Origin of the sequence: Streptomyces violaceusniger Tu 4113, assembly GCF_000147815.2 — a bacterium.
GTDB lineage: Bacteria > Actinomycetota > Actinomycetes > Streptomycetales > Streptomycetaceae > Streptomyces > Streptomyces violaceusniger_A.
The window spans coordinates 1,101,870-1,126,458 of sequence record NC_015957.1 but is presented as its reverse complement, the minus strand read 5'-3'; the positions used below and the strand labels follow the sequence as shown (position 1 = coordinate 1,126,458).

Here is a 24,589-nt window from a genome sequence, read left to right as displayed (position 1 = left end):
CGCGGCCCGAGTCGGCGGCGCGACCTGAGCCGGCGGCCCCAGGGCCGGGTACGCCCCAGCGAATCACTCAAAACTGCGCGAGCTGGCGGTGCGGCGTGCAGCTTGGCCACCTTCCGGGCCGCAGCCCGGTGCTTCTTCGTCCGGCGTCTGGTGCGCTTGGGGAAGGTCGCAAGGTGCTGCTGGGCAGCGGTCAGCTCTTCCGCCATCGACTCCAGGAATCGCGGGTTCTCCTTGTGCTCCCCGTTGGAGCCAGTGAAGAAGTGCACCGTGCCCATGTCGATGCCGACGATCCTGCCCGTGCCAGGAAGCGGCTCGGCGGGCACCTCGTCGCAGGCGAGGACCACGTACCAGCGGTTGCCCTCACGCTTCACCGAGACCGTCTTGACCCGGCCCTTCACGGAATGGTGCTGATGCACCCGCACGTGCCCCACGCCCTGGAGACGTACACGGGTGTGGGCGTCGTTGGGGGTGGAGTCCCAGCGGCAGCCGTCCCCGTCCTTCGGGAAAACGACCGTGTCGAAGTGGCCCAAGCCCTTGAACCTGGGGTATCCGGGCTTTCCGCCGCTCCTGACCCGGCGGAAGAACGCCTGGAACGCCTTGTCGAGCCGCCTGAGGGTGGCCTGCTGGCTCGAGAAGGACCAGCGGCCCTGACGCTCCGGGTCGGACACCCGGATCTCCCTCATCTGGGCGGACTGATCACCGTACCTGACGCTGGTCTTCGACGTGTGCCGCCAGGCGTCACGGCGCTCTTGCAAGGCCCCGTTATAGAGCGAACAGTGGTCCCGCAGCATCTGGGTCAGGGCCTGCGCCTGCCGAACGGTAGGCCGCAGCAGGAACTTATACGCACGCAGCAACGCGCCCGGTGGTCCCCTCGAAAGAAGGTCTGATCGGGAAGGACGGGGACGGCGACGCCCAGACCCGGGTCTCGTCCTCACTGGTCCAGCTGCGCCGCACCGTCGAGGACCTGGACCCGCGCGACACCCAGCGGGGGGGGCGCACGGCGGCTGCTGTCCAAGCTGCCGGGCGGCAACAAGCTGCGCGATCACGTCGCCAAGTACGCCTCCGCCCAGGGCACCCTGAACAAGATCGTCGGCTCGCTGCGCGGCGGCCAGGACGAGCTGCGCCGGGACAACGCCGCGCTGCACACCGAGCGGCTGCGGCTGTGGGAGACGATGGGCAAGCTCCAGGAGTACGCGATCCTCACCGAGGCCCTGGACACGGCGGTCGAGCGGCGGATCGCCACGGTCGAGGCCACCGATCCGGTGCAGGCGGACGCGCTGCGCGCCGATGTGCTCTTCCCCGTACGGCAGAAGCACCAGGACCTGCTGACCCAGCTCGCGGTGTGCGCCCAGGGCTATCTGGCCATGGACGTCGTACGCCGCAACAACGAGGAGCTGGTCAAGGGCGTCGACCGGGCGGCGACCACGACCGTCTCGGCGCTGCGTATCGCGGTGATACTGGCCTCCGCGCTGGACAACCAGCGCAAGGTGATCGAGCAGGTCAACGCGTTGCGCGGGACGACGGAGGACCTGATCCGCGGCAACGCGGAGATGCTGGCCACCCAGAGCAGGGAGATCCAGCGGATCGCGGCCGACCCGGCGGTGGGCGCGGAGACGCTGCGCAACGCCTTCCAGCAGATCTACCGCACGCTGGACGCGATCGACACCTACAAGGTGCAGGCGACCGAGTCGATGGCGGCGACGGTCGAGTCCCTGACCGGCGAGTTGCAGCAGGCCAGCGCCTATCTGGAGCGGACCCGGTCGGCAGGCGCCATCGAGGGGTCCCTGCAGTGACCGCGACGGCGGACGGCGGGCTGCCGCGCCGTGGCCTGCTGGCCCTCGGGCTCGCGGCCGCCCTGCCGCTGGTGAGCGCCTGCAGCTCCGGCTCGAAGGACGACGAGGGCGGAAAGGGCGGAAAGGGCTCGTCCGCCGGCACTCTGCGGGTGCTGGCGAGCAGCGAACTGGCCGATATGAAGCCCGTGCTGGACGCCGCCCGCACCGCCACCGGTGTCACGGTCGACGCCACCTGGTCCGGCACGCTGGACGCGGTCGACCGGGTGGCCTCGGGGGCGGCGGCCGGAGCGTTCGACGCCATCTGGCTCTCCTCCAACGACTATCTGCGGCTGCGCCCCGAAGCCGCCAAGAAGATCACCTCCGAGACCCCGGTGATGACCTCTCCGGTCGCCTTCGGCATCAAAATGCCCGCCCTGAAGCGGCTCGGCTGGGACCCGGAGCGGGTCACCTGGTCGGAGATCGAGCGGGCGGTGGCGGACGGCCGGCTGACGTACGGCATGACCGACCCGGTGCGCTCCAACTCCGGCTTCTCCGCGCTGGTCTCGATCGCCTCGGGGCTCTCCGGCGCCCAGTCGGCGCTGCGGGAGGCGGACGTCCGCAAGGCCACGCCGAAGCTGAAGGAGTTCTTCACCGGGCAGAAGCTGACCTCCGGATCCTCCGGCTGGCTGGCGGACGCGTTCATCCGGCGCGGCTCGGTCGACGGCCTGATCAACTACGAGTCCGTGCTGCTCACCCTGAACCGCGACCACCTCATGGACCTGGCGGTGATCCGCCCCAGGGACGGTGTGGTCACCGCCGACTATCCGCTGACCGTCCTCGCCTCGGCCTCGCAGGACGCCCGGGACTCGGCCCATGCGCTCGCCACCCATCTGCGCGGCACCGAGGCGCAGCGGCAGCTCACCGAGCGCACCTTCCGCCGCCCGGTGGTGGCCTCGGTGCGGCCGGCCGCCCGGCTGTCCACGGCCAAGCGCCGTGAACTGCCCTTCCCGGGCAGCCTCGCGGTCGCCGACGGTCTGCTCGCCTCCTACGAGAACGATCTGCGCCGCCCCTCGCGCACCGTGTACGTCCTGGACACCTCCGGCTCGATGAACGGCGACCGGCTGGCGCAGCTCAAGCGGGCGCTCGGCCAGCTCGCCGGATCGGACGTCTCGCCCACCGGGGACCGCTTCCGCGACCGTGAGGAGGTGACGCTGATGCCGTTCGGCTCCCGGGTCAAGGGGGTCCGTACCCACACCGTCCCGGGCGAGCGCCCGGCCCCCGTACTGGCCGCGATCCGCGCCGACGCCGAAGCGCTCACCGCGGACGGTGACACGGCGATCTTCAGCAGCCTCCAGGCGGCGTACGACCATCTGGCGCAGCGGCGATCGGCCCTCGGGGACGACCGGTTCACCTCGATCGTGCTGATGACGGACGGCGAGAACACCACCGGAGCGACCGCCTCCGACTTCGACGCCTACTACCGGCGGCTGCGTGGGCCGGAACGCACCGCCCCGGTCTTCCCGATCGTCTTCGGCGACTCCGACCGCTCGCAGCTCCAGTCCATCGCCACCCTCACCGGCGGGCGGCTCTTCGACGCGACCAAGGGCTCGCTGGACGGGGCCTTCGAGGAGATCCGTGGCTACCAATAAGACCGGCGGGCCCGGCCGGCTGCTGGGCTATCTGGAATCCCGCAAGAACCTGGCCGGAGGCGCGGCCGGGCTGGTGGGCCTGGCCCTCACCTTCACCGGTCTGGCGGGCGCCTACTGGCCGGTGGTGGTGGCGGGCCTGTACGGCGCGGGCGCCCTGATCGCCCCGCCGGAGCGCCCGGCCGCACCCGACTTCCCCGACGCGGCCGAGCAGTTGGACGGGCTGCGGGGCGACTTCGCGACCCTCAGGGAGTATCTGGCGCGGATCGAGCTGCCGCCGGCGGCCGGCGGCAAGCTGGCCGAACTGGACGGGCTGATCGAGGCCCTGCTCGACCCCGGCTGGGTGGGCGAGGCGCTCGCGCTCGACCCCGAGGCGGTGTACGCGCTGTCGCGGATCATCCAGCAGGACGTTCCCGAGGCGGTGGACGCCTACGCCCGCACCCGCTGGTGGACCCGGCTCACCCCGGGCACCGAGCCGCCCGAGCGCCATCTGGAACGGCAGCTCGCGCTGCTCTTCGACGAGGCCGACGCGATGGCCTCGGCGCTGCGGGAGGCGGAGGCGCGCCGCCAGCAGACCCACACCCGCTATCTGGAGGAGCGGGGCCGGGGGGCCTGACCGTACCGGTACGGGCCGTACGGCCTCTGCCGTGGAAAGGCCCGGGGCCCGCACCTGAGTGCGGGCCCCGGGCCTTGGGCTGTGCTCCTTGAGGCTGCGCTCCTTGGGACTGCGCTCCTTGGGGCTGCGCTCCTTGGGACTGCGCTCCTTGGGGCTGCGCTCAGCCCAGGCGCTTGACCAGCGCGTGGTATTCGTCCCACATCTCCTTGGGCGTGTGCTCACCGAAGGTGTTGAGGTGGTCGGGCACCAGCCCCGCCTCCTCGCGCCAGACCTCCTTGTCGACCGTGAGCAGCAGCTCGAGCTCGGCGTCGTCGAGGTCCAGACCGTCGGTGTCCAGCGCCTCGGGCGTCGGCAGCACCCCGATCGGGCTCTCCACGCCCTCGGCCTTGCCGTCCAGCCGGTCGACGATCCACTTCAGCACCCGGCTGTTCTCGCCGAAGCCCGGCCAGACGAAGTGCCCGTCGGCGTCCTTGCGGAACCAGTTGACGTAGTAGATCTTCGGCAGCTTGGCGGCGTCCGCGTTCTTGCCGACCTTCACCCAATGGGCCATGTAGTCGCCCATGTTGTAGCCGCAGAACGGCAGCATGGCGAACGGGTCGCGGCGCAGCTCGCCGACCTTGCCCTCGGCCGCGGCGGTCTTCTCGCTCGCCACGTTGGCGCCGAGGAAGACACCGTGCTGCCAGTCGAAGGACTCGGTCACCAGCGGAACGGCACTGGCCCGGCGGCCGCCGAAGAGGATCGCCGAGATCGGCACGCCCTTGGGGTCCTCCCACTCGGGCGCGATGATCGGGCACTGACCGGCCGGCACGGTGAAGCGGGCATTGGGGTGGGCCGCGGGCGTCTCGCTCGCCGGGGTCCAGTCGTTGCCCTTCCAGTCGGTCAGATGGGCGGGCGGCTCCTCGGTCATGCCCTCCCACCACACATCGCCGTCGTCGGTGAGCGCGACATTGGTGAAGACCGAGTTCCCCCACAGGGTCTTCATCGCGTTGGCGTTGGTGTGCTCACCGGTGCCGGGCGCGACGCCGAAGAAGCCCGCCTCGGGGTTGATCGCGTACAGCCTGCCGTCCTCGCCGAACCGCATCCACGCGATGTCGTCGCCGATCGTCTCGACCGTCCAGCCCCGGATGGTCGGCTCCAGCATCGCGAGGTTGGTCTTGCCACAGGCGCTCGGGAACGCCGCGGCCACGTACTTGGCCTCCCCGCGCGGCGGGGTGAGCTTGAGGATCAGCATGTGCTCGGCGAGCCAGCCCTCGTCCCGCGCCATCACGGAGGCGATGCGCAGGGCGTAGCACTTCTTGCCGAGAAGGGCGTTGCCGCCGTAGCCGGAGCCGTACGACCAGATCTCCCGCGCCTCCGGGAAGTGCGAGATGTACTTGGTCGGGTTGCACGGCCAGGGAACGTCGGCCTGGCCCGGCTCCAGCGGGGCGCCGAGGGTGTGGACGGCCTTGACGAAGAAGCCCTCGTCGCCGAGGACGTCGAGGACCTCCTGTCCCATGCGGGTCATGGTGCGCATGGAGACGGCGACGTAGGCGGAGTCGGTGATCTCGACGCCGATCGCGGACAGCGGCGAGCCGAGCGGGCCCATGCAGAAGGGCACGACGTACATGGTCCGGCCGCGCATGGAGCCCCGGAAGACGCCCTGCTCCCCCGCGAAACTGCCTTCTTCTCCGCAAAAGATGGCGCGCATCTCGTCGGGGTGTTTCCAGTGGTTCGTCGGGCCCGCGTCCGCCTCCTTCTCGGAGCATATGAACGTACGGTCCTCGACGCGCGCCACATCGCTCGGATCGGATGCGGCGTAGTACGAGTTGGGGCGCTTGATCGAATCAAGGCGTGTGAAGGTGCCCTTCTCGACGAGCTCCGCGCACAGGCGGTCGTACTCCGCCTCCGAGCCGTCGCACCACACCACACGATCGGGCTGGGTGAGGGCGGCGATCTCGTCGACCCAGGAGACGAGCTCCTGGTGGTTCGTGGGGCTCGGGGTGGTGGTGAGGGAGGAAGCCACATTGCTGGGCGCCACGATCGCTCCATCCCGCCGGAACCGCACACGCTCCGGCGTTATGATTGAGGGTTTTGGACGGATATGTGCACTCATATCCGTTTATGGAGACAGCTACCCCTTGGGGGCTGCGACCCGGATGCTCAGCTCATCCGGTGCCGACCGCGCTCATTTGATCATCCGACTGTGTGGGCCATCTGTCCAGTGGGCGCTTTGGTGACCATCACCACTCGACACGGACCGGTAACTTACGGTGGCGTAGGGCGTAGGTAGCATGAGCGGCATGACTGCCGCCGCGCCCGATGCCGCCGTTGAGAACCCCCCAGGACCCCAAGCGGCCCCGCCGCTCCCCCTGAAGCCGATGCTCCGCGGCTGGCTGCACGCCGGCATGTTTCCCGCGGTCCTGGTCTCGGGGGTGGTGCTGACAGCCCTCGCCGACAGTCCGCGCGGGCGGTTGGCCTGCGCCATCTTCACGCTCACCGCATGTGCGCTGTTCGGCACCAGCGCCCTTTACCACCGCGGCAATTGGGGGCCGCGCACCGCCGCGGTGCTGCGGCGGCTGGACCACGCCAATATCTTCCTGATCATCGCGGGCACGTATACGCCCTTCACCATGCTGCTTCTGCCACACGGCAAGCAGCAACTGCTGCTGTGGCTGGTGTGGGCCGGGGCGCTCGCCGGAATCGCCTTCCGGGTCTTCTGGGTCGGCGCCCCGCGCTGGCTGTACACCCCGTGCTACATCGCGCTGGGCTGGGCGGCCGTCTTCTTCCTGCCCGACTTCCTGCACACCGGCGGCGCCGCCGTCATGACGCTGATCATCGTCGGCGGGCTGCTCTACAGCGTGGGCGCGGTGATCTACGGCACCAAGCGGCCCAACCCCTCGCCGCGCTGGTTCGGCTTCCACGAGGTGTTCCACAGCTTCACGCTGGCCGCCTTCGTCGTGCACTACGTCGGCATCTCCTTGGTGGCGTATCAGCACGCCTGAGATGCCCAAGGCCACACCCCCCACATCACAACCGTCACAGCCGTCACAGCCGTCACAGCCGTCACAGCCGGAACGCAGGCCCGGGCCCGGGCCCGGGCTGCGCGAACGGAAGAAGATCAAGACCCGGCAGGCGATCCGGCGCGCCGCCCTGCGGCTCTTCGCAGAGCAGGGCTACGAGGCCACTCCGGTGGACCGGATCGCGGCGGCCGCCGACGTCTCGACCAGCACCGTCTTCCGCTACTTCCCGGCCAAGGAGGACATCGTCCTCACCGATGAGTACGACGCGCTCATGGCGGAGGCGATCCGCGAGCGCCCGCGGGACGAACCCCCGACCGCCTCCCTGCGCCATGCCGTCGTGGGGCTGCTGGGGCCCGCGGCGGGTGCGGAGCGCGAGGAACTGCTGGCCCGGCTGGCCCTCGTACGGCAGGTCCCGGCGCTGCGCGCTCGGATGAGCGGCGGCCTGGCCGACAGCGGAACGCTGCTGGGCGAGGCGCTGGCCGAGCGCAGCGGCCGGGCCCCGGACGACTTCGAGGTACGGGTCGCGGTGGGCGCCGTCCTCGGCGCCCTGCGCGAAGCCGTCTTCCACTGCCTGGACCACCACCACCTGCCGACGGCAACCACGGCGAGCACCACGAGGGCCACCGCCACCCGCGCCGACGCCATGACAACGGCCATCGACCGAGCCCTGGACCTCCTCTCCCGAGGCATCCCGCTATGACCCGCGGTGCGGGGCCGCTGTGCCCTGCCGTGCGCTTCCGGGCGGCCCGCTGGAGCTGACAGCGGGCTGACCCCGGCCTGACCTCGGAGCTGGTCGGGGATGGCCGAAGTGGACCCGGACCCGGGCCGGGGGGTGGCCCGCAGCTCAGCCGGGAGCTGGCCCCGGGGTCGGCCGAAACCGACCCGGGGGCCCGGTCCGGCTCCCCGTCCGGCCCCCCCGGCTCAGCCGCCCAGTTTCGCCGTCAGGGCCTCGACGTCGGCCGTCGGTGCGTCGCAGGTGAAGCCGCGGCAGACGTACGCCGCCGGGCGTCCCTCCAGCAGGGGGCGGTCCTGCAGCAGCGGGACCTCCCCGGAGCCGGGCTCGCCGACCGCGACGACCGCGCCGGGGGCGGTGGCCAGGAGTGCGGCGCGGTGCAGGGCGCGGGTCGCCGGGTCGTCGCCGGGGCCGACCACCGCCACCTCGCGCGGCCCGTCGAGCCGGGCCTCGGCCACCGCCAGGCCCCAGCCGATGAAGCGGGGCACCCGGGGGCCGAGGGCCCGCACCACGGCGAGGGCACGCTCGGCCGTCTCCCGGTGGCGGGAGCTGCCGGTGATGGCGGCGTAGGACAGCAGGGCTCCGGCGGCGGCCGTCCAGCCGGACGGCGCCGCGTTGTCCGTCGGGTCCTGGGGGCGGCGGATGAGCGCCTCGGCGTCATCGGCGGTGTCGAACAGCGTGCCGTCCTCGGCGGTGAACCGGGTCAGCACGGTGTCCAGGAGCAGCCCGGCGAAGTCCACCCACGCCCCGTCGCCGGTGACGGCGGACAGGGCGAGGAAGCCCTCGGCCACATCCGCGTAGTCCTCGAGCACGCCCGCGTGGCCGCCCGCGGTGCCGTCGAGTGAGGTGCGGGCCAGCCGCCCGCGCTGGTCCATGTGGAGGCGCATCAGCAGCTCGGCGGCCTCGGTCGCGACGTCCACCAGGTCGGGGCGGTCGAAATAGGCACCGGTCTCGGCGAGAGCCGCGACGGCCAGCCCGTTCCACGCGGCGACGATCTTGTCGTCGCGGCCGGGGCGGGCCCGCCGCTCCCGGGCGGCCAGCAGCCGCTCCCGTACGGAGGCGACTCGGCCCGCGTCCGCCGGCCGCTTACCGTCGGGCAACTGGAGCACGGAGGCTCCCTGCTCGAAGGTGCCCTCCTGGGTCACGCCGAAATACCCGGCGGCGAACTCCGCGTCGGCCTCCCCCAGCACCTCGCGCAGCCGCTCGGGCGTCCACACGTAGTACGCGCCCTCGACATGCCTGCCGGTGCCGTCGTCGCTGTCGGCGTCCAGCGCGGAGGCGAAGCCGCCCTGTGCGGTGCGCAGCTCGCGGACCATGAAGTCCGCCGTCTCCAGGGCGACACGGCGCGCGAGGTCCGAGCCGGTGGCGCGCCACAGATGGGCGTAGACCCGGCACAGCAGTGCGTTGTCGTACAGCATCTTCTCGAAGTGCGGCACGGTCCAGCCGGCATCGACGGAATAGCGGGCGAAACCGCCGCCGAGCTGGTCGTAGATACCGCCGCGGGCCATCGCCTCGCAGGTGGCCGACACCATCTGCAGCGCGCCCTCGGAGCCGGTGCGGGCGTGGTGGCGCAGCAGGAACTCCAGCGCCATGGACGGCGGAAACTTCGGCGCACCGCCGAAACCGCCCCGCGTGGCGTCGAATTCGCGGGTCAGCCCCATGAGCGCGGCGTGCAGATCCTCCTCGCCGGGCGGCGCGGGCGCATCCGAACCCAGGGCGATCCCGGTGCGCTGCGCCAGGTCCTCCACGATCCGCCCGGCGACGTCCACCACCTCCTCGCGGCGGTCCGTCCAGGCGGCGCTCACCCCCTCCAGCACCTGCCGGAAGGACGCCATACCGGGCCGGGGCCGGGGCGGGAAGTACGTGCCGAAGTAGAACGGCTGGGCCTCGGGGGTCAGAAAGACCGTCATGGGCCAGCCGCCCTGCCCGGTCGCGGCCTGCACCGCCTCCATATACACCGCGTCGACGTCCGGCCGCTCCTCGCGGTCGACCTTCACGGAGACGAAGTGGGCGTTGAGATAGTCGGCGGTCGCCTTGTCCTCGAACGACTCATGCGCCATGACATGGCACCAGTGGCAGCTCGAATAGCCGACGCTCAGCAGCACGGGCACCCCGCGGCGGCGCGCATCCTCGAACGCCTTGTCCGACCACGGCCACCAGTCGACCGGGTTCTCGGCATGCTGAAGCAGATAGGGGGACGTCTCGTGCGCCAGGCGGTTCGGCATGGGTCCATCCTCCCCCACCCGGCGAGGCAGACGAAGTTATCCACAGGGCGCGGCCGAGAGGCCCCGGATCCGCTGTGGACCGGACGGACTCGCCCGGCCCACTCTGCGTGGGGATGCGGAAGGCGGCAAGCCTGTGAGCGCGGGCGCGGGGGTGCGGCCGGGAGTGCGCAGTGGGCGCATGCGGCCCGGCGGCGCGAGGATGGTTATGTGGGGTTTTGAGCTTCGTGTGTGGAGTTCGCGGCGGGGCGGAGCCGGGAGTCAGGACTGCGCGGATCAGTCCGAACAACGGCCGCTCGAGAAGGATGAAAAGTCATGAGCACGGACAAGAGGGTGCGCGGTTCCGGAGGGGTCGCCGTTCTGCGTGACCCGATCCGCAATCGCGGGACCGCGTTCACGGAGGAAGAGCGCACGCAGTTCGGGCTTACCGGTCTGGTGCCGCCGGGAGTGCTGTCGGAAGAGCAGCAGGCGGTGCGCGCGTACGAGCAGTTCATGGCACAGCCGACGCCGCTGGCGCAGAACACGTTCCTGGAAGCGCTACGGGACCGCAACGAGACGCTGTACTACAAACTGCTCGTCGATCATCTGCCCGAGATGCTGCCGATCGTGTACGACCCGGTCGTCGGGCAGGCCATCGAGCAGTACAGCCATGAGTACCAGCGTCCGCGCGGCGTGTATCTGTCGGTGGACGATCCCGACTCCGTGGAGGCCGCGTTCGCGAACCTCGGGCTCGGTGCCGACGACGTCGATCTGCTGGTGGCCACGGATGCCGAGGAGATCCTCGGCATCGGCGACTGGGGCAGCAACGGCATGGGAATCTCGCAGGGCAAGCTCGCCGTCTACACGGCGGCCGCGGGCATCGACCCGGCCCGGGTCATCCCGGTCATGCTCGACGTCGGCACCAACAACGAGACCCTGCTCAACGACCCCATGTATGTCGGGCTGCGGCACTCCCGCAACCACACCGAGGCGTACGACCGGCTCATCGACGCCTACATCACGGCCGCCTCGCGGCGCTTCCCGAAGGCGCTGCTGCACTTCGAGGACTTCGGCCCGTCCAATGCGCGCCGGATTCTGCTGGAGTACGCGGACAAGGCCTGCGTCTTCAACGACGACATGCAGGGCACCGGCGCGATCACCCTGGCCGCCGTCCTCGCCGGCGTACGGGCGGCCGGCACACCGCTGGCCGAGCAGCGGGTGGTCGTCTTCGGCGCCGGCACCGCCGGAGTGGGCATCGCCGACCAGATCCGCGACGCGATGGTCCGCGCCGGCGCCCGTAGGGAGACGGCGGCCCAGCAGATCTGGCTGGTCGACCGGCAGGGCCTGCTGCTGGACGACATGAACGATCTACGCGACTTCCAGACCCCGTTCGCCCGCTCGGCAGGCGAGGCCAAGAGCTACGAACGGGACGGCGAAGGCCGGATCTCCCTCGCCACCACGGTGGCCGAGGTACACCCGACCATCTTGATCGGCACCTCGACGGCCGGTGGCACCTTCACCGAGCCGATCATCCGGACGATGGCCGCGCACGTCGACCGGCCCCTGATCTTCCCGCTCTCGAACCCGACCGAGAAGATCGAGGCCCACCCGGCCGACCTCATCCACTGGACCGAGGGCCGGGCGCTGATCGGCACCGGCACCCCGTGGGATCCGGTGTCGTACCAGGGCGTCGCCTACAAGATCGGGCAGGCCAACAACGCCTTGGTCTACCCCGGCCTCGGCCTGGGCACCGTGGTCTCCCGCGCGCAGCACGTCACCCCCGGAATGATCCGCGCCGGCGCCGAGGCGGTCGCCGGCCTGGTCGACACCACCACCTCCGGCGCGTCGCTGCTCCCCGGAGTGGCCAACCTCCGCGCCTCCTCCGCCACCGTCGCGGTCGCCGTCGTACGCCAGGCACTCGAGGAGGGTGTCGCCCGCGCCAGGATCGATGACGTCGTGCAGGCCGTACAGAAGGCGATGTGGCAGCCCGAATACTCCGACCACCCCGCCAGAGGGACGACGACGGCCGCGGACCGGACCACGCCCACCGGCACCCGCGTCGAGAGCGACTCGATGGGCCAGATCGAGGTACCCGCCGACCACTACTGGGGCGCGCAGACTCAGCGTTCCCTGATCCACTTCTCCATCGGTGACGACCGCATGCCCAAAGCCGTCTACCACGCCTACGGCTATGTCAAGAAGGCCGCCGCCATGGTCAACCAGCGCGCCGGCCGCCTGGACGAGCGGCGCGCCGCCGCGATCATCCAGGCCGCGGACGAGGTCGTCGCCGGCGACTTGGACGCGGAGTTCCCGCTGTACGTATGGCAGACCGGCTCGGGCACCCAGTCGAACATGAACGTCAACGAGGTGATCGGCAACCGGGCGAGCGAGCTGCTCGGCGGCACCCTCGGCGCCAAGCACCCCGTGCATCCCAACGACCATGTCAACATGGGCCAGTCGTCCAACGACACCTTCCCCACCGCGATGCACATCGCCACCGTGCTCGAGGTCACCGGGCATCTCCTGCCCCAGGTCGACCGGCTCACCCAGGCGATCCGCACCAAGGCCGAGGCATGGGTGGACGTCGTCAAAATCGGCCGCACCCATCTGCAGGACGCCACCCCGCTCACCGTCGGGCAGGAGTGGTCCGGCTGGGCCACACAGCTACACGATGCACGCACCAGGCTGGCCGACAGCCTGCGTGCCGTCCACCAGCTCGCCGCCGGGGGCACCGCCGTGGGCACCGGCCTGAACGCTCCCGACGCGTTCGGCGAGCAGATCGCCGCGCAGCTCGCCGAGCTCGTCGGCCATCCCTTCGTCGCCGCGCCCAACAAGTTCGCGGCGCAGGGCTCGCTGGACGCGATGGTCGCGGTGAGTGCCGGGCTGCGCGGCCTGGCCGTCGCGCTGATGAAGATCGCCAACGATATGCGCTGGCTGGCCTCCGGACCCCGCGCCGGGCTGCATGAACTCAAGCTGCCCGCCAACGAGCCCGGTTCCTCGATCATGCCCGGGAAGGTCAACCCCACCCAGCAGGAGGCCATGGTCATGATCTGCCTGCAGGCCCTCGGGGAGGACGCGCTCATCGCCTCCGCGGGGGCACAGGGCAACTTCGAGCTCAACGCCATGCGCCCGATCATCATCGACAACGTGCTGCACTCGGCCCGGATCCTCGGCGACGCCTGCGAGAAGCTGCGCCGCTACAGCGTCGAAGGCACCGAACTCGACCGACCCACGATCGACGGGTACGTGGATCAGTCCCTCATGCTCGTCACCGCGCTCAGCCCCACCATCGGCTACGACAAGGCATCCGCGATCGCGCACAAGGCCGACGACGAGGGCACCACTCTGCGCGAGGCAGCCCTCGCCTCGGGCGTTACGGCCGCCGACTTCGACCGCCTCGCCGACCCCACCACCATGGTCGGCCGGCCGCGAAGCGACCTGGGACTCGACCGACCCAACGACTAGCGGTCCGACGACACCCACGCCTGACCCCTCTCCCCTCTACTGGGCGTCGAGGCTCATAAAGAGGGTGTTCAGGCCCTCCGCCAGCAGCGGATGCGTGAAGACGGCATTCGCCATGGCCGGATACGGGAGCTCCCCCAGCATGGCGACCTGGATGATCGTCATGATCTCGCCGCCTTCCGTGCCGAGCACGGCGGCGCCGAGGATCTGCTGGGTGTCCGCGTCGATGACCGCCTTCATGAAGCCGCGCGTCTCCCCCGTCTCGAGGGCCCGGATGACGGCGCTCATCGGCAGCTTCGCGACGCGGACCGAGCGGTTCTGCTCCGCGGCCTGTCGCTCGGTCATGCCGACGCGGCCGAGCTGCGGGTCGATGAACACGGTGTACGGGACGATCCTGTCCCGCGTGCTCGCCTTCCCCTGGCCGAGCAGGTTGGTGCGCAGGATCCGGTAGTCGTCGAAGGAGAGGTGGGTGAAGGCCGGGCCGCCTTTGACATCCCCCATGGCGTAGACGCCGGGGACGGAGGTTTCCAGGTACTCGTCCACCTCGATGAAACCGTTGTCGCTCAGCCGGATGCCGGCCGCCACCGGCGTGAGTGCCTCCGTGTTGGGGACGCGGCCGATGGCCGACAGCAGGTGGGAGCCCTCGACCCGGCGCTCACCGTCCGGGGTGCGCACGGTCAGCCGCATCCGCCCGCCGCCCGCCTCTTCGACCCGTTCCGGCGTCGCCGACGTCAGGACCGTGATCCCTTCATCGCGCAAGAGGGTGGCGACCTCGTCGGATACGTCATCGTCCTCGCGCATCAGCAGGCGGGGGCCGGTCTGGACGATCGTGACCTCGCTGCCGAACCTGCGGAACATCTGCCCGAATTCCAGCCCGATGTAGCCGCCGCCGAGGATGATCAGGTGCTCGGGGAGCTCGCCCAGCTCCATGATCGACGTTGAGTCCAGGACGGGGACGCTCTGCGCGCCGCTGATCGTAAGCTGCCTGGGCCTGGTGCCCGTGTCGATGACGATCACCGGCGCGCCGATCTCCCGCGTCCCGCCGTCCGGCAGGGCGATCTCGACCGTCTTGGGCCCCGTGAAGCGGGCCTCGCCCTCGATCAGGTCGAGCCCGTCCTGCGGCAGGCGGCTCGCGTAGTTCTCCCGCGCGCCCGCGACCATCGCCCGCTTGCGCTCCCGCACGGCGGCGAGGTCGACCGACACCGGACCGGTCCGCACGCCGTACTCCGCGCCGCGCCGCGCCTGGTGGGCGGCGCGTGCGCTGGCGACCATGGTCTTGGTCGGGGTGCACCCGGAGTTCACGCAGACGCCGCCCAGGTGGCCGCGCTCGACGAGCGCCACCTTCCTGCCCGCCTTCGCGAGATCGATGGGCAGGAACCGGCCGCCCTGGCTGGTCCCGATCACCATCACGTCATAGCTCTCGTCTGCCACAGGCGATCGTAACCCTGCGCATCATCATACGCACCGAGAGTGGTCGGCGAGTGTGTTGCTGACGCCATCGCCCCCGGCTCCTGCCACGACGAGCCCATGGTGTGATCCTTGAATCACACCTTCCAGGCCGCCGGGTGAGCACTCCGCGCGATCGCGACCGCGATGTCGCCGAGGGCATCGTCCCGGAGCCCGGCCTCGGTGATTTCGTCGGCGATCTCCAGTGCCCGGTCGACATCCGCGGGGAGGTAAGCCGCCGCGGCGGCCCTCAACATGTGGTCGCGGCAGGGGCCGTAGTACTCCTCGGCTAACTGCCTTACGACGCCCGGACTGTGGGTTCCGAGCCCTGGATAGCGCCTCGACCAGTCCGACCACAGCTCTTCTCGCTTCGAGGCCGAGCGGAAGGCCCTCACCACCTTTTGCAGCAGCTGGATCAGCCGACCGGTGCGCTTGGGGAGGCCGTCGCCCACCGCGACGGCGACATCGATGAGAGCGACTGCGATCTGGTTCCGGTCCGAGTCCTTCAGCAGGTAATCGGGAGCGATGGCCCAGTTGAGGAGCCGCTCGGCTTGTACGGGATCCGCCGCGGCGAGGTCCGAGGCAAGGGCAGCCACGGCGTAGGGGGTCACCCCCTTCGGGTCGGCCTTGCCGGCGTGGTCGGCGGCCCGTCGCGCGCGTGCCGGGTCGACGGCCGCCGCGGCACGGGCGACCTGCCCCATCAGCGAAGCCTGCTCCCACCCCACCTCGCCGAGAGCCGCCTCGTAGGCTGCGCGGAGCCACGAACGCGCGAGACCGGGCTGCGTTCCGGCGGCCGCTCCGCGGCTTTTGCACGCTTCTTCGGCCATCTCGATGAACGTCTCCGCCTCGTGCCTCGCTTCCCCGATCCGCCGGGCGAGCCGTTCTGCCCGTGCACCGTCGAAACGTACGAAAGCTACGGCTGTCCGCCGCAGTGCGTACCGGTCGGGGCCGGTGACCGTTTGGCGGCTGCTGCCGAAGAGGCCGAGGGGACCCCGCGGGGTCCGCACCTCCTGTGACACCTGCAGTTCCAGCGCGTTTCGTTCGGCCAAGTCGAGCAGCAGTGGCACCACGTCGGTGTCGGTGATGGAGGCAGACCGGAGCGCGCTCGTCCAAGCGGACGCCCGGTCTTCCGGGGGCATCGCGCCGACGATCCGCTCGGCTCGCTGGGGATCGAACGCCGCCACCGTCTCGGCGGTCCATTTAAGTGCCGATCGCCGCTGGCGCGTCGTCTCCACGCCCCGGGCCCGCTCCTCGGCGAGGTCGATCAGACGTTCGGCGCATCCCGGGTCGGCAGCCCGACCGGCGGCCGCGATGCGCACCAGCTGCCAGGGGAGGGAGAAAGCGATCTCGGGATCAGGGGGCAGGCGACGGGCGAGCTGTTCGACGCGGGCCATGAGGCGGACAGCGCGTTCGGGATGAGTCCCGCTCACCCGGCCGGCCAGTTCGGCCAGGTTCTCGACCATCTCCTCAGGCGCGCCGCGGTCGTCGTGGGCGACCCGTTCGACGCGGTCCAGCCACGGGACGGCACGCTCGGGAGCATGCCTGGTCAGGTACCACGCCACGGCCGAGGAGACGAGTGGCGATGCCTCGTGGTCCGGCGGAAGCCCCTCGATCAGCCGCTCGGCCTGCTCGAACAACTGCCGGGAGTGGCCTGGGTCGGTCGCCTCATCGGCCAGGCCCAAAAGGATCAAGCAGTGTTGCACCGCGGGGACACCGGCCAGGACGCGCCCGGCCGCGTCCGGCGCCGTGGTGACGACCGCCTCAGCCACGCGGACCCGGGCGTCGATCTGTTTCTCACGGTCGTCGATGCGGCAGACCAGCTCCACCGCAGGAACCAGCGCCGGCGGCAGTTCCGAGAGCGGACCGCTGGATTCCTCGGTGCTTCCAGGGCCGGTGCCGGGGTCGCTGTCGTCGCCCTCCTCGGAGGCCCGTCGCAGCAGCTGCCGGACTTCTTCCGCCGAGCCGGGGCGCCGTCCAGGATCGCGTTCCAGGAGCCGCGCGACCAGGTCGGTCAGCGCGGTGGGCAGGCCGGGACGTATCGCGTCGAGCCGGGGGGCGTCCTCTCCGATTTTCTGGGCCATGAGGGCGAGGGCACTGTGGCCGGTGTAGGGCGGTCGGCCGGTCAGCAACACGAACAGGACGCCGCCGAGGGCGTAGAGATCCGAGCGTTTGTCGCCCCGCTCCGCGCCGAACTGCTCGGGCGCGGCGTACTCCGGCGTGCCGGCCGGGGCGAGTTGCGACGAGCGGACCAGGGAGAAAGCGGTCTGGAGGAAGCCCGCGATGCCGAAGTCGACGACCTTGACCTGGCCGTCGGAGGTGAGCATCACATTGTGCGGCTTGATGTCGTAGTGGACGATGCCGGCGGTGTGGGCGGCGGCCAGCGCCGCGCAGATCCCATCGGCGATCCGGAGCACGCGGCCGGGCTCCAGCCCGCTCTCCTGGTGGATGATCCTGCTGAGGGGCGGGCCGTCGACCTTTTCCATCACGAGGAAGAGCACGCCCTCGTGCACACCCCGGTCATACAGCGCCACCACGTTCGGGTGGCTGATCTGGGCGGCGGCGACCGCCTCGCGTTCGAACCGCGCCGGCAGGTCAGGAGCGAGGCCGTCGTCGAGGACGAGCAGCTTGAGGGCCACGTCACGGTGGAGGTTGTGGTCGCGGGCGGCCCACACCTCGCCCATGCCGCCCCTGCCGAGCCGACGCACCAGTTCGTAGCGGCCGGCGATCCGCTCACCACGCTCCATGGGCCCCCCTTCACCACTCGGTTACCCCTGAGGCATGACGCCAGGCGGCGCGATCGCGGTTGCGGCGTCGCACCGCCGAACACGCTGGGCCTGCGCCACATCATGTTCGCCGTCGAGGACCGAGGCATCATCGTCGCGCTCGCCGAGCGGCTCGGCTGAAGGCTGCCAAAAGGCCGTGGCCCAAGAGGCACCCGGGGCACCCACGCCGGGGAGCCGCGCCGAACCGCTGGCGCCGTTCCATCGGTCCGCAGCGGCAGGCGGGTCCGACCCCGCCTCGGCCGGCTGATGCCGCCGCGGCATCACAGCGGGCGGAACAGGTCTTGGACGCGGGTCCCTCCCCGGCCGCAGGGTGGAAGCGATCCCGAAAGAAGCGGAAGGACGCACGTCATGAAGGTCTTCGTCACCGGCGGCTCCGGTTACATCGGTAAGGCGGTCATCGAGGCGCTGAACCGGCACGGTCACACCGTGCGCGCGCTGGCCCGCAGCGAGCACGCGGCCCAATCGGTCCAGTCGGTCGGGGCGGCCGCGGTGCGCGGGGGCCTGGGGGACCTCGCCGTTCTCAACGACGCCGCGGCCCATGCCGAGGCCGTCATCCACCTCGCCCAGGCCCGGACGGGCGAGGAAGACCTCGCCGTGGCCACCGCCCTGCAGGACGGCATCGGCCTGGGCGCCTACGTCCACACCGGCGGGACCTGGGTCTACGGCGACACCGACGGCGTCGCAGACGAGGACGCTCCCTGGAACCCGCCGGCGGTGGTCGCCTGGCGCCGCCCCGTCGAGGACGAGGTCCTCGCCCGCGCCGTTCGCGGCGGCCGTCCCATGATCATCCGCGCCGGACTGGTGTACGGCGGCGACAACCGGCTCATCGACACCCTCTTCACCCAGCCCGGCCGGAAAGCCGGCGCCATCGCCCACATCGGCGACGGCCTTCAGCGCTGGGCCCTGGTCCACGTCGAAGACCTCGCGGAACTCTACGTGGCGGCCCTGCGTGCCAAGGCCGGTTCGGTCTACGTGGGTGTCGGCGGAGTCAATCCGACGGCCCGGGACGTCGCACAGGCCGTGAGCCACGGGGTCGGGCTGGAGGGCAGGACCGTGTCCATCACCCTGGAGCAGGCCCGTGCGGAGATGGGGCCGATCGCCGATGCCTTCGCCCTGGATCAGCAGTTCACCCCGGCCCGCGCCCGCGACGAGCTCGGTTGGGCCCCCGCCTTCACCGACCCGCCGGCCGTCTTCGCGCGAGGTTGACCGGCGCGTCCCCACGGGCCTCGGGTAGGAAGGACGACGGGGACGATGAGAGAGGGCACCGGCGTGGACGTCGACCTGCGCAAGCTGCGCTACTTCGTGGCGGTCGCCGAGGAACTGCACTTCGGCCGCGCCGCCGAGCGGCTGCATATCGCCCAGCCGGCCCTGTCCCGCCAGATGCGCGCGCTGGAGGACGACCTCGGCGTCCAGCTCCTGCGCCGCGACCGACGTGGCACCGAGCTGACCGCGGCCGGAGCCCGGCTCCTGGCGGAAGCCCCCCGGCTGCTGGCGGCCTCCACGGCCATGGTCCGCGCGGTCACCGCCGCGGCCGTCGACACCCCGAGGTTCACCATCGGTTTCATGCCGGGCATCACGGTGACCCCGGCGGTGCGCGCCCTGACCTCCCGCCACCCGGGACTGGACGTCCGGCTGCTGCGGACCGGCTGGCAGGACCAGGTCGAGGTGCTGCACGACGGCCGGGCCGACGTCAGCATCGTCCGCCTCCCCGTCGACCAGCACGGGCTGCGGGTGCGGCCCCTGTTCACCGAACCCCGCGTCGTCGTGCTCCCCGCGGACCACCCGCTGGCCACGAAGTCCTCGCTCCCGGTCGGCGACCTGGCCGGCGAGCATCTGCTCCAGGACCCCGACGCCGTACCGGAGTGGCGGGATGTGGCCAACGAGCTGCGCACCGGAGAGCGCGCCGAAGTCCCACCGATCAACAGCGTGGAGGAGAAACTCGAACTGGTAGCGGCCGGGGCCGGCATCTGCGTCATCCCGCTCTCCACCGCCAACTTCTACACCCGCCACGACGTCGTCATCCTCCCCGTCGAGGGCATCGGAGCGGGCCATGTCTGTCTCGCCTGGAGCGCCACCCGCAGCTCACCGCTCATCACCGACTTCACCGCCCTCGCCGATCTGCTGACCCCACCGCGCATTCCGTCCGGAACGTCGGAGTCCGAGAACGACGGAGCCGACGAAGCCGACGCCGACCGCTGAGACCTCGGCCCCGCCTGTCAGGGGCCGCAGCGGGCTGAAGCCCGGGAGTCATCACTCGGCGAGGCAGGCGAAGTTGTCCACAGGGGAGTTATCCACAGGGCTGCCGGATAAGAGCCAGAAGCGGAAGACTGAGGGCACTGCTGCAGGAGGGGGATCACATGCCGGGGTCACTGGCGGTGCTGCGGGACAGCCACCGGACGGAAGTTGAGCGGCTGCTGTCGCGGGCCGTGGAGGAGGAGGTGCGCCGCTCGGGCGGGCGCACCGATGGCGGGGTGCTGCTCAGCCGCGCGCGAGGCGCGCTGGACGAGATGGCCGCGACCGCCGCGGAGGAGTACGGGGCGTATGTGCTCGCGTTGGACGAATCCGACGTGGGCAGCAGACCGCTCTCGGAGCGGCTGTCGCGCGGGCAGCTCGGCACCCCGGCGCTGGCCGCGACGGTCGCCGCGGCGGCGGCCTTCGGCGCGGATCTCACCTACGGCACCTCGGCGGGCACGGCGCTGGGCGCGGGGGTGACGGCCGCCGTGGCCGGATCGGCCGCCGCCGTCGTCAAGCTCACCACGCGCCATTGGCCCGCCGCCCACCGCCAGGCCGCGCTGCGCAACCAGCCCGGCGGGTCCGAGCAGTTGCGGCTGCAGTGGCTCACGGCGGTCGAGGTGCGGGGCATCCGGCCGTTCATCGACCAGCACCGGATGACCTCGGCCGCCACCCGCCAGGGCGGCGGTTCGGCCAAGCGCTCCACCTCCTCCTCGACCGGTCAGGTGCCGAGGCTGCGCGGTGCGGACCGCAGCCAGGCGGCCCGCAGGCGCACCGTGCTGGACCAGTCCTTCGCCCATCTCCCCGAGGCGGAGGGCCCGTTCGCCGGGCGCCGGGCGCAGCTCACCCAGATCGCGCAGTGGGTGCAGCAGGCCAGAGCGTCCACCGAGACCCAGCCCACGGTGGTGCTGCTGGAGGGCCCGCCGGGCTCCGGCCGGACGATGCTGGCCGTGCGGGCGGCCCACCATCTGCGCGATCAGTTCCGCGGTGCGTGCCTGGTCGATCTGCGCGGCGACAGCCCCGAGCAGGCCCCGCTGCCGACCCGCGACGCGCTGCTGCATCTGCTGAACCGGCTCGGCGCACCCCGCGACCAACTGCTCTTCCGGGAGCGGTCCTCGCAGGACCAGCACATCAGACGGCTCACCGAGCTGTATCACCAGTATCTGACCGGGCTGCCGGTCACCATCGTGCTGGATGACGCCCACGACGCCGAGCAGGTGCGCACGCTGATCCCGGAGCGGTCCGACAGCCTGGTCCTGATCACCTCGCGCACTCCGCTCGATCTGCCGGCCGACCTCGCCGCCCGGGTGCACCGGATGGAGGTGGGCCCGCTGGACGAGCCGGGCGCCGAGGAGCTGCTGCGGACCTCCGCCGAGGAGCCCACCGGGACCGGCCCCTATGACGGGCAGTCCGTGGAGCGGATCGCCGAGCTGTGCGGGCGGCTGCCGCTGGCGCTGCGGATCGCGGGCTCCTCGCTCGGCCCCCGCACCCCCGCCGCCCTGGTCACCGAGCTGGAGGCGTACGGGCCGGTGGGAGCGATCGAGCGCGCCCTGTGGCTGCGCTACACCGACCAGCAGGACGGCGCCCGGCGGCTGCTGCGCCGGCTGGCGCTGGCCGGGCGGGCCAGCCTGGGCGGCGCCGCGGCCGCGGCGCTGCTGGACACGGATGAGCAGGCGGCCGGCCGCCATCTGGAGGCGCTCGGCCGGGCCGGGCTGATCCAGCATGTGCGCGGCAGCCGCTACCGCCTCCATGACCTGGTGCGCTCCTTCGCCCATGCCCGGCTGCTCGACGAGGAGCAGCCGGAGCAGCGCACCGCCGCGCAGGAGCGGCTGATCCGCAGCTATGCCGAGCTCGCGGATTCGGTGATCCGGCTGGTCGACGGCAAGACGTCCACCCGGGCCGATATGTTCGGCAAGGGCGCGGCGGGCGGCCATGGTTTCACCTCGCTGGACGCGGCGCTGCGCTGGCTGGACGACGAATCGAGCTTCATCACCGCCGCGCTGCGCCATGCGGAGGGCGTGGACCAGTCCGCGGTGCTGCATCTGCTGGGCGCGTTGTGCGACTACTGCCTGCTGCGCGGCGATCTCTACCGGCTGGGCGAGATCAGCGAGCTCACTCAGGCCGTGGACCAGGGCCTGCTGATGCGGTCCGTGCAGTGGCGCACCGGTATCGCGGCCCGCCAGCTCGGCGAGCTGGACCAGGCGCGCACCACGCTGTCCTCGGTGGTGGACCTGTATTTCGAGGCGCAGCACCAGGCGGGCGCGGCCCGTGCCCTGTGCAGTCTCGGCATCACCCTGCATCACCAGGGCAATCTCGGGGAGGCGGCGGCCAAGCTGCGCGAGGCGCTGGAGCTCCAGCAGGCCGAGGAGCTGCGCGGTGACCGGGGCTGGACGATGCACGCCCTGGCGGCCGTGGAGCGCGACCGCGGCGGGCTGGCCGAGGCGCTGGAGCTGTTGGACGCGGCCCTGGAGCTGCATCAGGAGAGCGAGAGCCTGCACGGCCAGGCGTGGGCGCACTTCCAGCTCGGCCAGGCATGTCTGCGGATGGGCGAGGTGCCGCGCGCCGAGGCCGAGCTGCGGAGCGCGCTGGACGCCTACAGCCGCACCCATGACCAGCGCGGTGAGGCATGGGCGCTCACCCAGCTCGCCCGGGCCCGGCTGGTGGCCGGGGAGGCGTCGGCGGCCGTCGACCAGTTGCGCCAGGCCCTCTCCCGCCACCGGGAGAACGAGGACGCGCGCGGTGAGGCCTGGACGCTGTACTACCTGGGCCAGGCGCTGGAGGAGCGCGGCGACCACGATTCGGCGCTGCGCGAGCTGGAGCGGGCCCGCCTGATGTTCAACCGGATGCGGGATGTGTACGGGCTGGCGTGTTCCCGTCATCACTCGGCGCGGGTCACCCGTGATCTGCGGGCGGCGCAGACGGGCTCGCTGCGCAACAGCGGCTTCGCCCGCCAGCTCCTCCAGGACGCGCGGCATGACTTCCGGCGGGTGGGTGTGGCCCATGGCGAGGCATGGTCCTGCGTCGAGCTGGCGGTGATCGACGCGGGAAACGGCAAGGCGGCGCAGGCGCTGGAGCTGGTGGACGAGGCGGCCGGGCTGTTCGCGGGGTACGGGGACCGGCGCGGCCGCTCCTGGGCCCGGTTCCTGCGCTGCACCCTGCTGCCGTTCGCCTCCGCGGGCGGTTCGGTCATCGGCACGGCAGTGGCCCAGGAGGAGCTGGCGGAGCTGGCACGGGAGATGCGCGAGGAGGGCACCGCAGGGGATTCCCGGCTGGAGGGGTGCGCGGAGGCGTTCGCGCTGGTGCTGGAGCGCGGCGTCGAGCCGGAAACGGGGTGGCAGGCATGGCAGCTCGGCATGGTGCCGAGCCGCCACTCGCGCGAGGTCATGGCCGTGCGGCCGGAGCCTCGCGGCTAGGCCGGACAGGGCCTGGTCACGAAGAGCGCGGAGAGGGGCCGGGATATGCGAGATCCCGTCGGCCGGGCCGGGAGGCCCCGCTCACGCGGGGCACGCGGTCGGGCCCGGCCAGGGTTCAGGCCGTGCGCTCCTCGCCCTTGGTGGCTTCTGCGGAGGCCGTCGTCGGAGCCTTGCCGGGCTCCGGCCCCTCCTCGAAGTCCACCCGCTTCATGTGCTTGTTCATGGACTTCATCAGGAACCACACCGCCGCGCCGATCACGGCGAAGACGATGAAACCGAGGACGCCCGGGGTCACCTTGTTCTCGTCCAGGTCCTTGGCGAGCGGTACGAGATGCGTCATGGCGAGGGTGCTGGTGGCGCTCATCATGGGCTCAATTGTTGCGGATGCCCGCGAAGAGGTCGTCCTCGGGGAGGGAAGTGTCCACAAGTGACTTGGCGAGCTCGTACTCCTCGGTGGGCCAGACCTCCCGCTGGACGTCCATGGGCACCCGGAACCAGCCGCCATCGGGATCGATCTGCGTACGGTGCGCGATCAGCGCCTTGTCGCGGATCTCGAAGAAGTCGGCGCAGGGCACATAGGTGGTCAGGGTGCGCTCGGGCCGGTTGAAGGTCTTCCAGCGCTCCAGCCACTCCTCGTACGGCGAGTCCAGCCCGCGGGCCAGCAGCGCCTCATGCAGGGCGACGGTGCGCGCCCGGTTGAAGCCCTGGTTGTAGTAGAGCTTCTGCGGCTGCCAGGGCTCCCCCGCCTCCGGGTACTTCTCGGGGTCACCGGCCGCCTCGAAGGCCACCATCGTGATCTTGTGGGTCATGATGTGGTCGGGGTGGGGATAGCCGCCGTTCTCGTCATAGGTGGTGATCACCTGCGGCTTGAACGAGCGGATCAGCCGCACCAGGGGCTCCGCCGCTGCCTCGACGTCCTGCAGTGCGAAGCAGCCCTCGGGCAGTGGCGGCAGCGGATCGCCCTCGGGGAGTCCGGAGTCCACAAAGCCCAGCCACTCCTGCTTGACGCCGAGGATCTCGCGCGCCTCGTCCATCTCCTTGGCGCGGACCTCGTGAATGTTCGCCTCGATGTAGGGATCACCCTGGAGCTTGGGATTGAGGATGGAGCCGCGCTCTCCACCTGTGCAGGTCGCGACCAGCACGTCCACCCCCTCAGACACGTACTTGGCCATGGTGGCCGCGCCCTTGCTCGACTCGTCATCGGGGTGCGCATGCACGGCCATCAAACGCAGCTGCTCAGTCAAGTTCGATCCTCAGTGATTCGTCGTGGAAGACGGCTTCTATAG

At 71.2% G+C, this 24,589-nt stretch carries 14 protein-coding genes and 2 pseudogenes; 9 read left to right on the top strand and 7 right to left on the bottom strand.

Features of this window, described 5'->3' with window-relative positions:
- Positions 1 to 91: 91 nt before the first annotated feature.
- Positions 92 to 854 (bottom strand): annotated as a pseudogene (locus STRVI_RS05120) (RNA-guided endonuclease InsQ/TnpB family protein); the annotation flags it as partial.
- A 50-nt stretch (positions 855 to 904) separates the two neighbouring features.
- On the opposite strand from STRVI_RS05120, the pseudogene STRVI_RS05115 reads away from it, so the two are divergent.
- The 3 genes and pseudogenes from STRVI_RS05115 to STRVI_RS05105 all read left to right on the top strand — a co-directional run.
- Positions 905 to 1,793 (top strand): annotated as a pseudogene (locus STRVI_RS05115) (toxic anion resistance protein); the annotation flags it as partial.
- Positions 1,790 to 3,421, top strand: a complete 1,632-nt coding sequence (locus tag STRVI_RS05110; RefSeq protein WP_014054548.1) for a substrate-binding domain-containing protein — start codon at positions 1,790 to 1,792, stop codon at positions 3,419 to 3,421. The pseudogene STRVI_RS05115 and the gene STRVI_RS05110, both read left to right, overlap by 4 nt.
- Positions 3,408 to 4,034 (top strand): hypothetical protein, encoded by a 627-nt coding sequence (locus STRVI_RS05105; RefSeq protein WP_014054547.1) that lies wholly within the window; start codon positions 3,408 to 3,410, stop codon positions 4,032 to 4,034. The genes STRVI_RS05110 and STRVI_RS05105 overlap by 14 nt, the downstream gene beginning before the upstream one ends.
- 160 nt (positions 4,035 to 4,194) lie before the next feature.
- Here STRVI_RS05105 and STRVI_RS05100 read toward each other — a convergent pair whose 3' ends face one another.
- Complete coding sequence (locus STRVI_RS05100; RefSeq protein WP_014054546.1) at positions 4,195 to 6,051, bottom strand: phosphoenolpyruvate carboxykinase (GTP); 1,857 nt, start codon at positions 6,049 to 6,051, stop codon at positions 4,195 to 4,197.
- Between the two features lie 253 nt (positions 6,052 to 6,304).
- On the opposite strand from STRVI_RS05100, the gene trhA reads away from it, so the two are divergent.
- Positions 6,305 to 7,015, top strand: coding sequence for a PAQR family membrane homeostasis protein TrhA (trhA, locus tag STRVI_RS05095; RefSeq protein ID WP_014054545.1), 711 nt, complete (start codon positions 6,305 to 6,307; stop codon positions 7,013 to 7,015).
- Position 7,016: 1 nt separating this feature from the next.
- Positions 7,017 to 7,733: a TetR/AcrR family transcriptional regulator gene (locus STRVI_RS05090; protein WP_014054544.1), complete on the top strand. Its 717-nt coding sequence runs from the start codon at positions 7,017 to 7,019 to the stop codon at positions 7,731 to 7,733.
- Positions 7,734 to 7,954: 221 nt separating this feature from the next.
- On the opposite strand, the gene STRVI_RS05085 is transcribed toward STRVI_RS05090, so the two are convergent.
- Positions 7,955 to 9,991 (bottom strand): thioredoxin domain-containing protein, encoded by a 2,037-nt coding sequence (locus tag STRVI_RS05085; RefSeq protein ID WP_014054543.1) that lies wholly within the window; start codon positions 9,989 to 9,991, stop codon positions 7,955 to 7,957.
- Between the two features lie 312 nt (positions 9,992 to 10,303).
- On the opposite strand from STRVI_RS05085, the gene fumC reads away from it, so the two are divergent.
- Complete coding sequence (gene fumC, locus STRVI_RS55495) at positions 10,304 to 13,432, top strand: class II fumarate hydratase (protein WP_014054542.1); 3,129 nt, start codon at positions 10,304 to 10,306, stop codon at positions 13,430 to 13,432.
- A 36-nt stretch (positions 13,433 to 13,468) separates the two neighbouring features.
- Here the strand turns inward: fumC and STRVI_RS05070 are convergent, their stop codons facing one another.
- Positions 13,469 to 14,860: a mercuric reductase gene (locus STRVI_RS05070; protein WP_014054541.1), complete on the bottom strand. Its 1,392-nt coding sequence runs from the start codon at positions 14,858 to 14,860 to the stop codon at positions 13,469 to 13,471.
- Between the two features lie 113 nt (positions 14,861 to 14,973).
- Entirely contained in the window at positions 14,974 to 17,619 is a 2,646-nt protein-coding gene (locus STRVI_RS46190) for a serine/threonine-protein kinase (RefSeq protein WP_014054540.1), read from the bottom strand.
- Between the two features lie 387 nt (positions 17,620 to 18,006).
- Here STRVI_RS46190 and STRVI_RS05060 point away from each other — a divergent pair, with 387 nt between their 5' ends.
- The 3 genes from STRVI_RS05060 to STRVI_RS05050 all read left to right on the top strand — a co-directional run bounded on the left by STRVI_RS05060 (position 18,007) and on the right by STRVI_RS05050 (position 23,303).
- The gene (locus STRVI_RS05060) at positions 18,007 to 18,864 is read left to right on the top strand and encodes an NAD-dependent epimerase/dehydratase family protein (protein WP_014054539.1); all 858 of its coding nucleotides are present in this window, start codon (positions 18,007 to 18,009) and stop codon (positions 18,862 to 18,864) included.
- A gap of 45 nt (positions 18,865 to 18,909) precedes the next feature.
- Entirely contained in the window at positions 18,910 to 19,857 is a 948-nt protein-coding gene (locus STRVI_RS05055; protein ID WP_014054538.1) for a LysR family transcriptional regulator, read from the top strand.
- Between the two features lie 158 nt (positions 19,858 to 20,015).
- Positions 20,016 to 23,303 (top strand): tetratricopeptide repeat protein, encoded by a 3,288-nt coding sequence (locus STRVI_RS05050; protein ID WP_014054537.1) that lies wholly within the window; start codon positions 20,016 to 20,018, stop codon positions 23,301 to 23,303.
- 115 nt (positions 23,304 to 23,418) lie between these two features.
- On the opposite strand, the gene STRVI_RS05045 is transcribed toward STRVI_RS05050, so the two are convergent.
- Positions 23,419 to 23,667, bottom strand: a complete 249-nt coding sequence (locus STRVI_RS05045) for a hypothetical protein (protein ID WP_014054536.1) — start codon at positions 23,665 to 23,667, stop codon at positions 23,419 to 23,421.
- A gap of 7 nt (positions 23,668 to 23,674) precedes the next feature.
- The gene (gene mca, locus STRVI_RS05040; RefSeq protein WP_014054535.1) at positions 23,675 to 24,547 is read right to left on the bottom strand and encodes a mycothiol conjugate amidase Mca; all 873 of its coding nucleotides are present in this window, start codon (positions 24,545 to 24,547) and stop codon (positions 23,675 to 23,677) included.
- Positions 24,548 to 24,589: the final 42 nt, after the last annotated feature.

Excerpts from the sequence above, each read along its gene's own strand:
- STRVI_RS05055 (WP_014054538.1), top strand. The coding sequence starts at position 18,910 with ATGAGAGAGGGCACCGGCGTGGACGTCGACCTGCGCAAGCTGCGCTAC.
- STRVI_RS05045 (WP_014054536.1), bottom strand. The coding sequence starts at position 23,667 with ATGAGCGCCACCAGCACCCTCGCCATGACGCATCTCGTACCGCTCGCC.
- trhA (WP_014054545.1), top strand. The coding sequence starts at position 6,305 with ATGAGCGGCATGACTGCCGCCGCGCCCGATGCCGCCGTTGAGAACCCC.
- fumC (WP_014054542.1), top strand. The coding sequence starts at position 10,304 with ATGAGCACGGACAAGAGGGTGCGCGGTTCCGGAGGGGTCGCCGTTCTG.
- STRVI_RS05090 (WP_014054544.1), top strand. The coding sequence starts at position 7,017 with ATGCCCAAGGCCACACCCCCCACATCACAACCGTCACAGCCGTCACAG.
- STRVI_RS46190 (WP_014054540.1), bottom strand. The coding sequence starts at position 17,619 with ATGGAGCGTGGTGAGCGGATCGCCGGCCGCTACGAACTGGTGCGTCGG.
- STRVI_RS05050 (WP_014054537.1), top strand. The coding sequence starts at position 20,016 with ATGCCGGGGTCACTGGCGGTGCTGCGGGACAGCCACCGGACGGAAGTT.
- STRVI_RS05060 (WP_014054539.1), top strand. The coding sequence starts at position 18,007 with ATGAAGGTCTTCGTCACCGGCGGCTCCGGTTACATCGGTAAGGCGGTC.
- STRVI_RS05085 (WP_014054543.1), bottom strand. The coding sequence starts at position 9,991 with ATGCCGAACCGCCTGGCGCACGAGACGTCCCCCTATCTGCTTCAGCAT.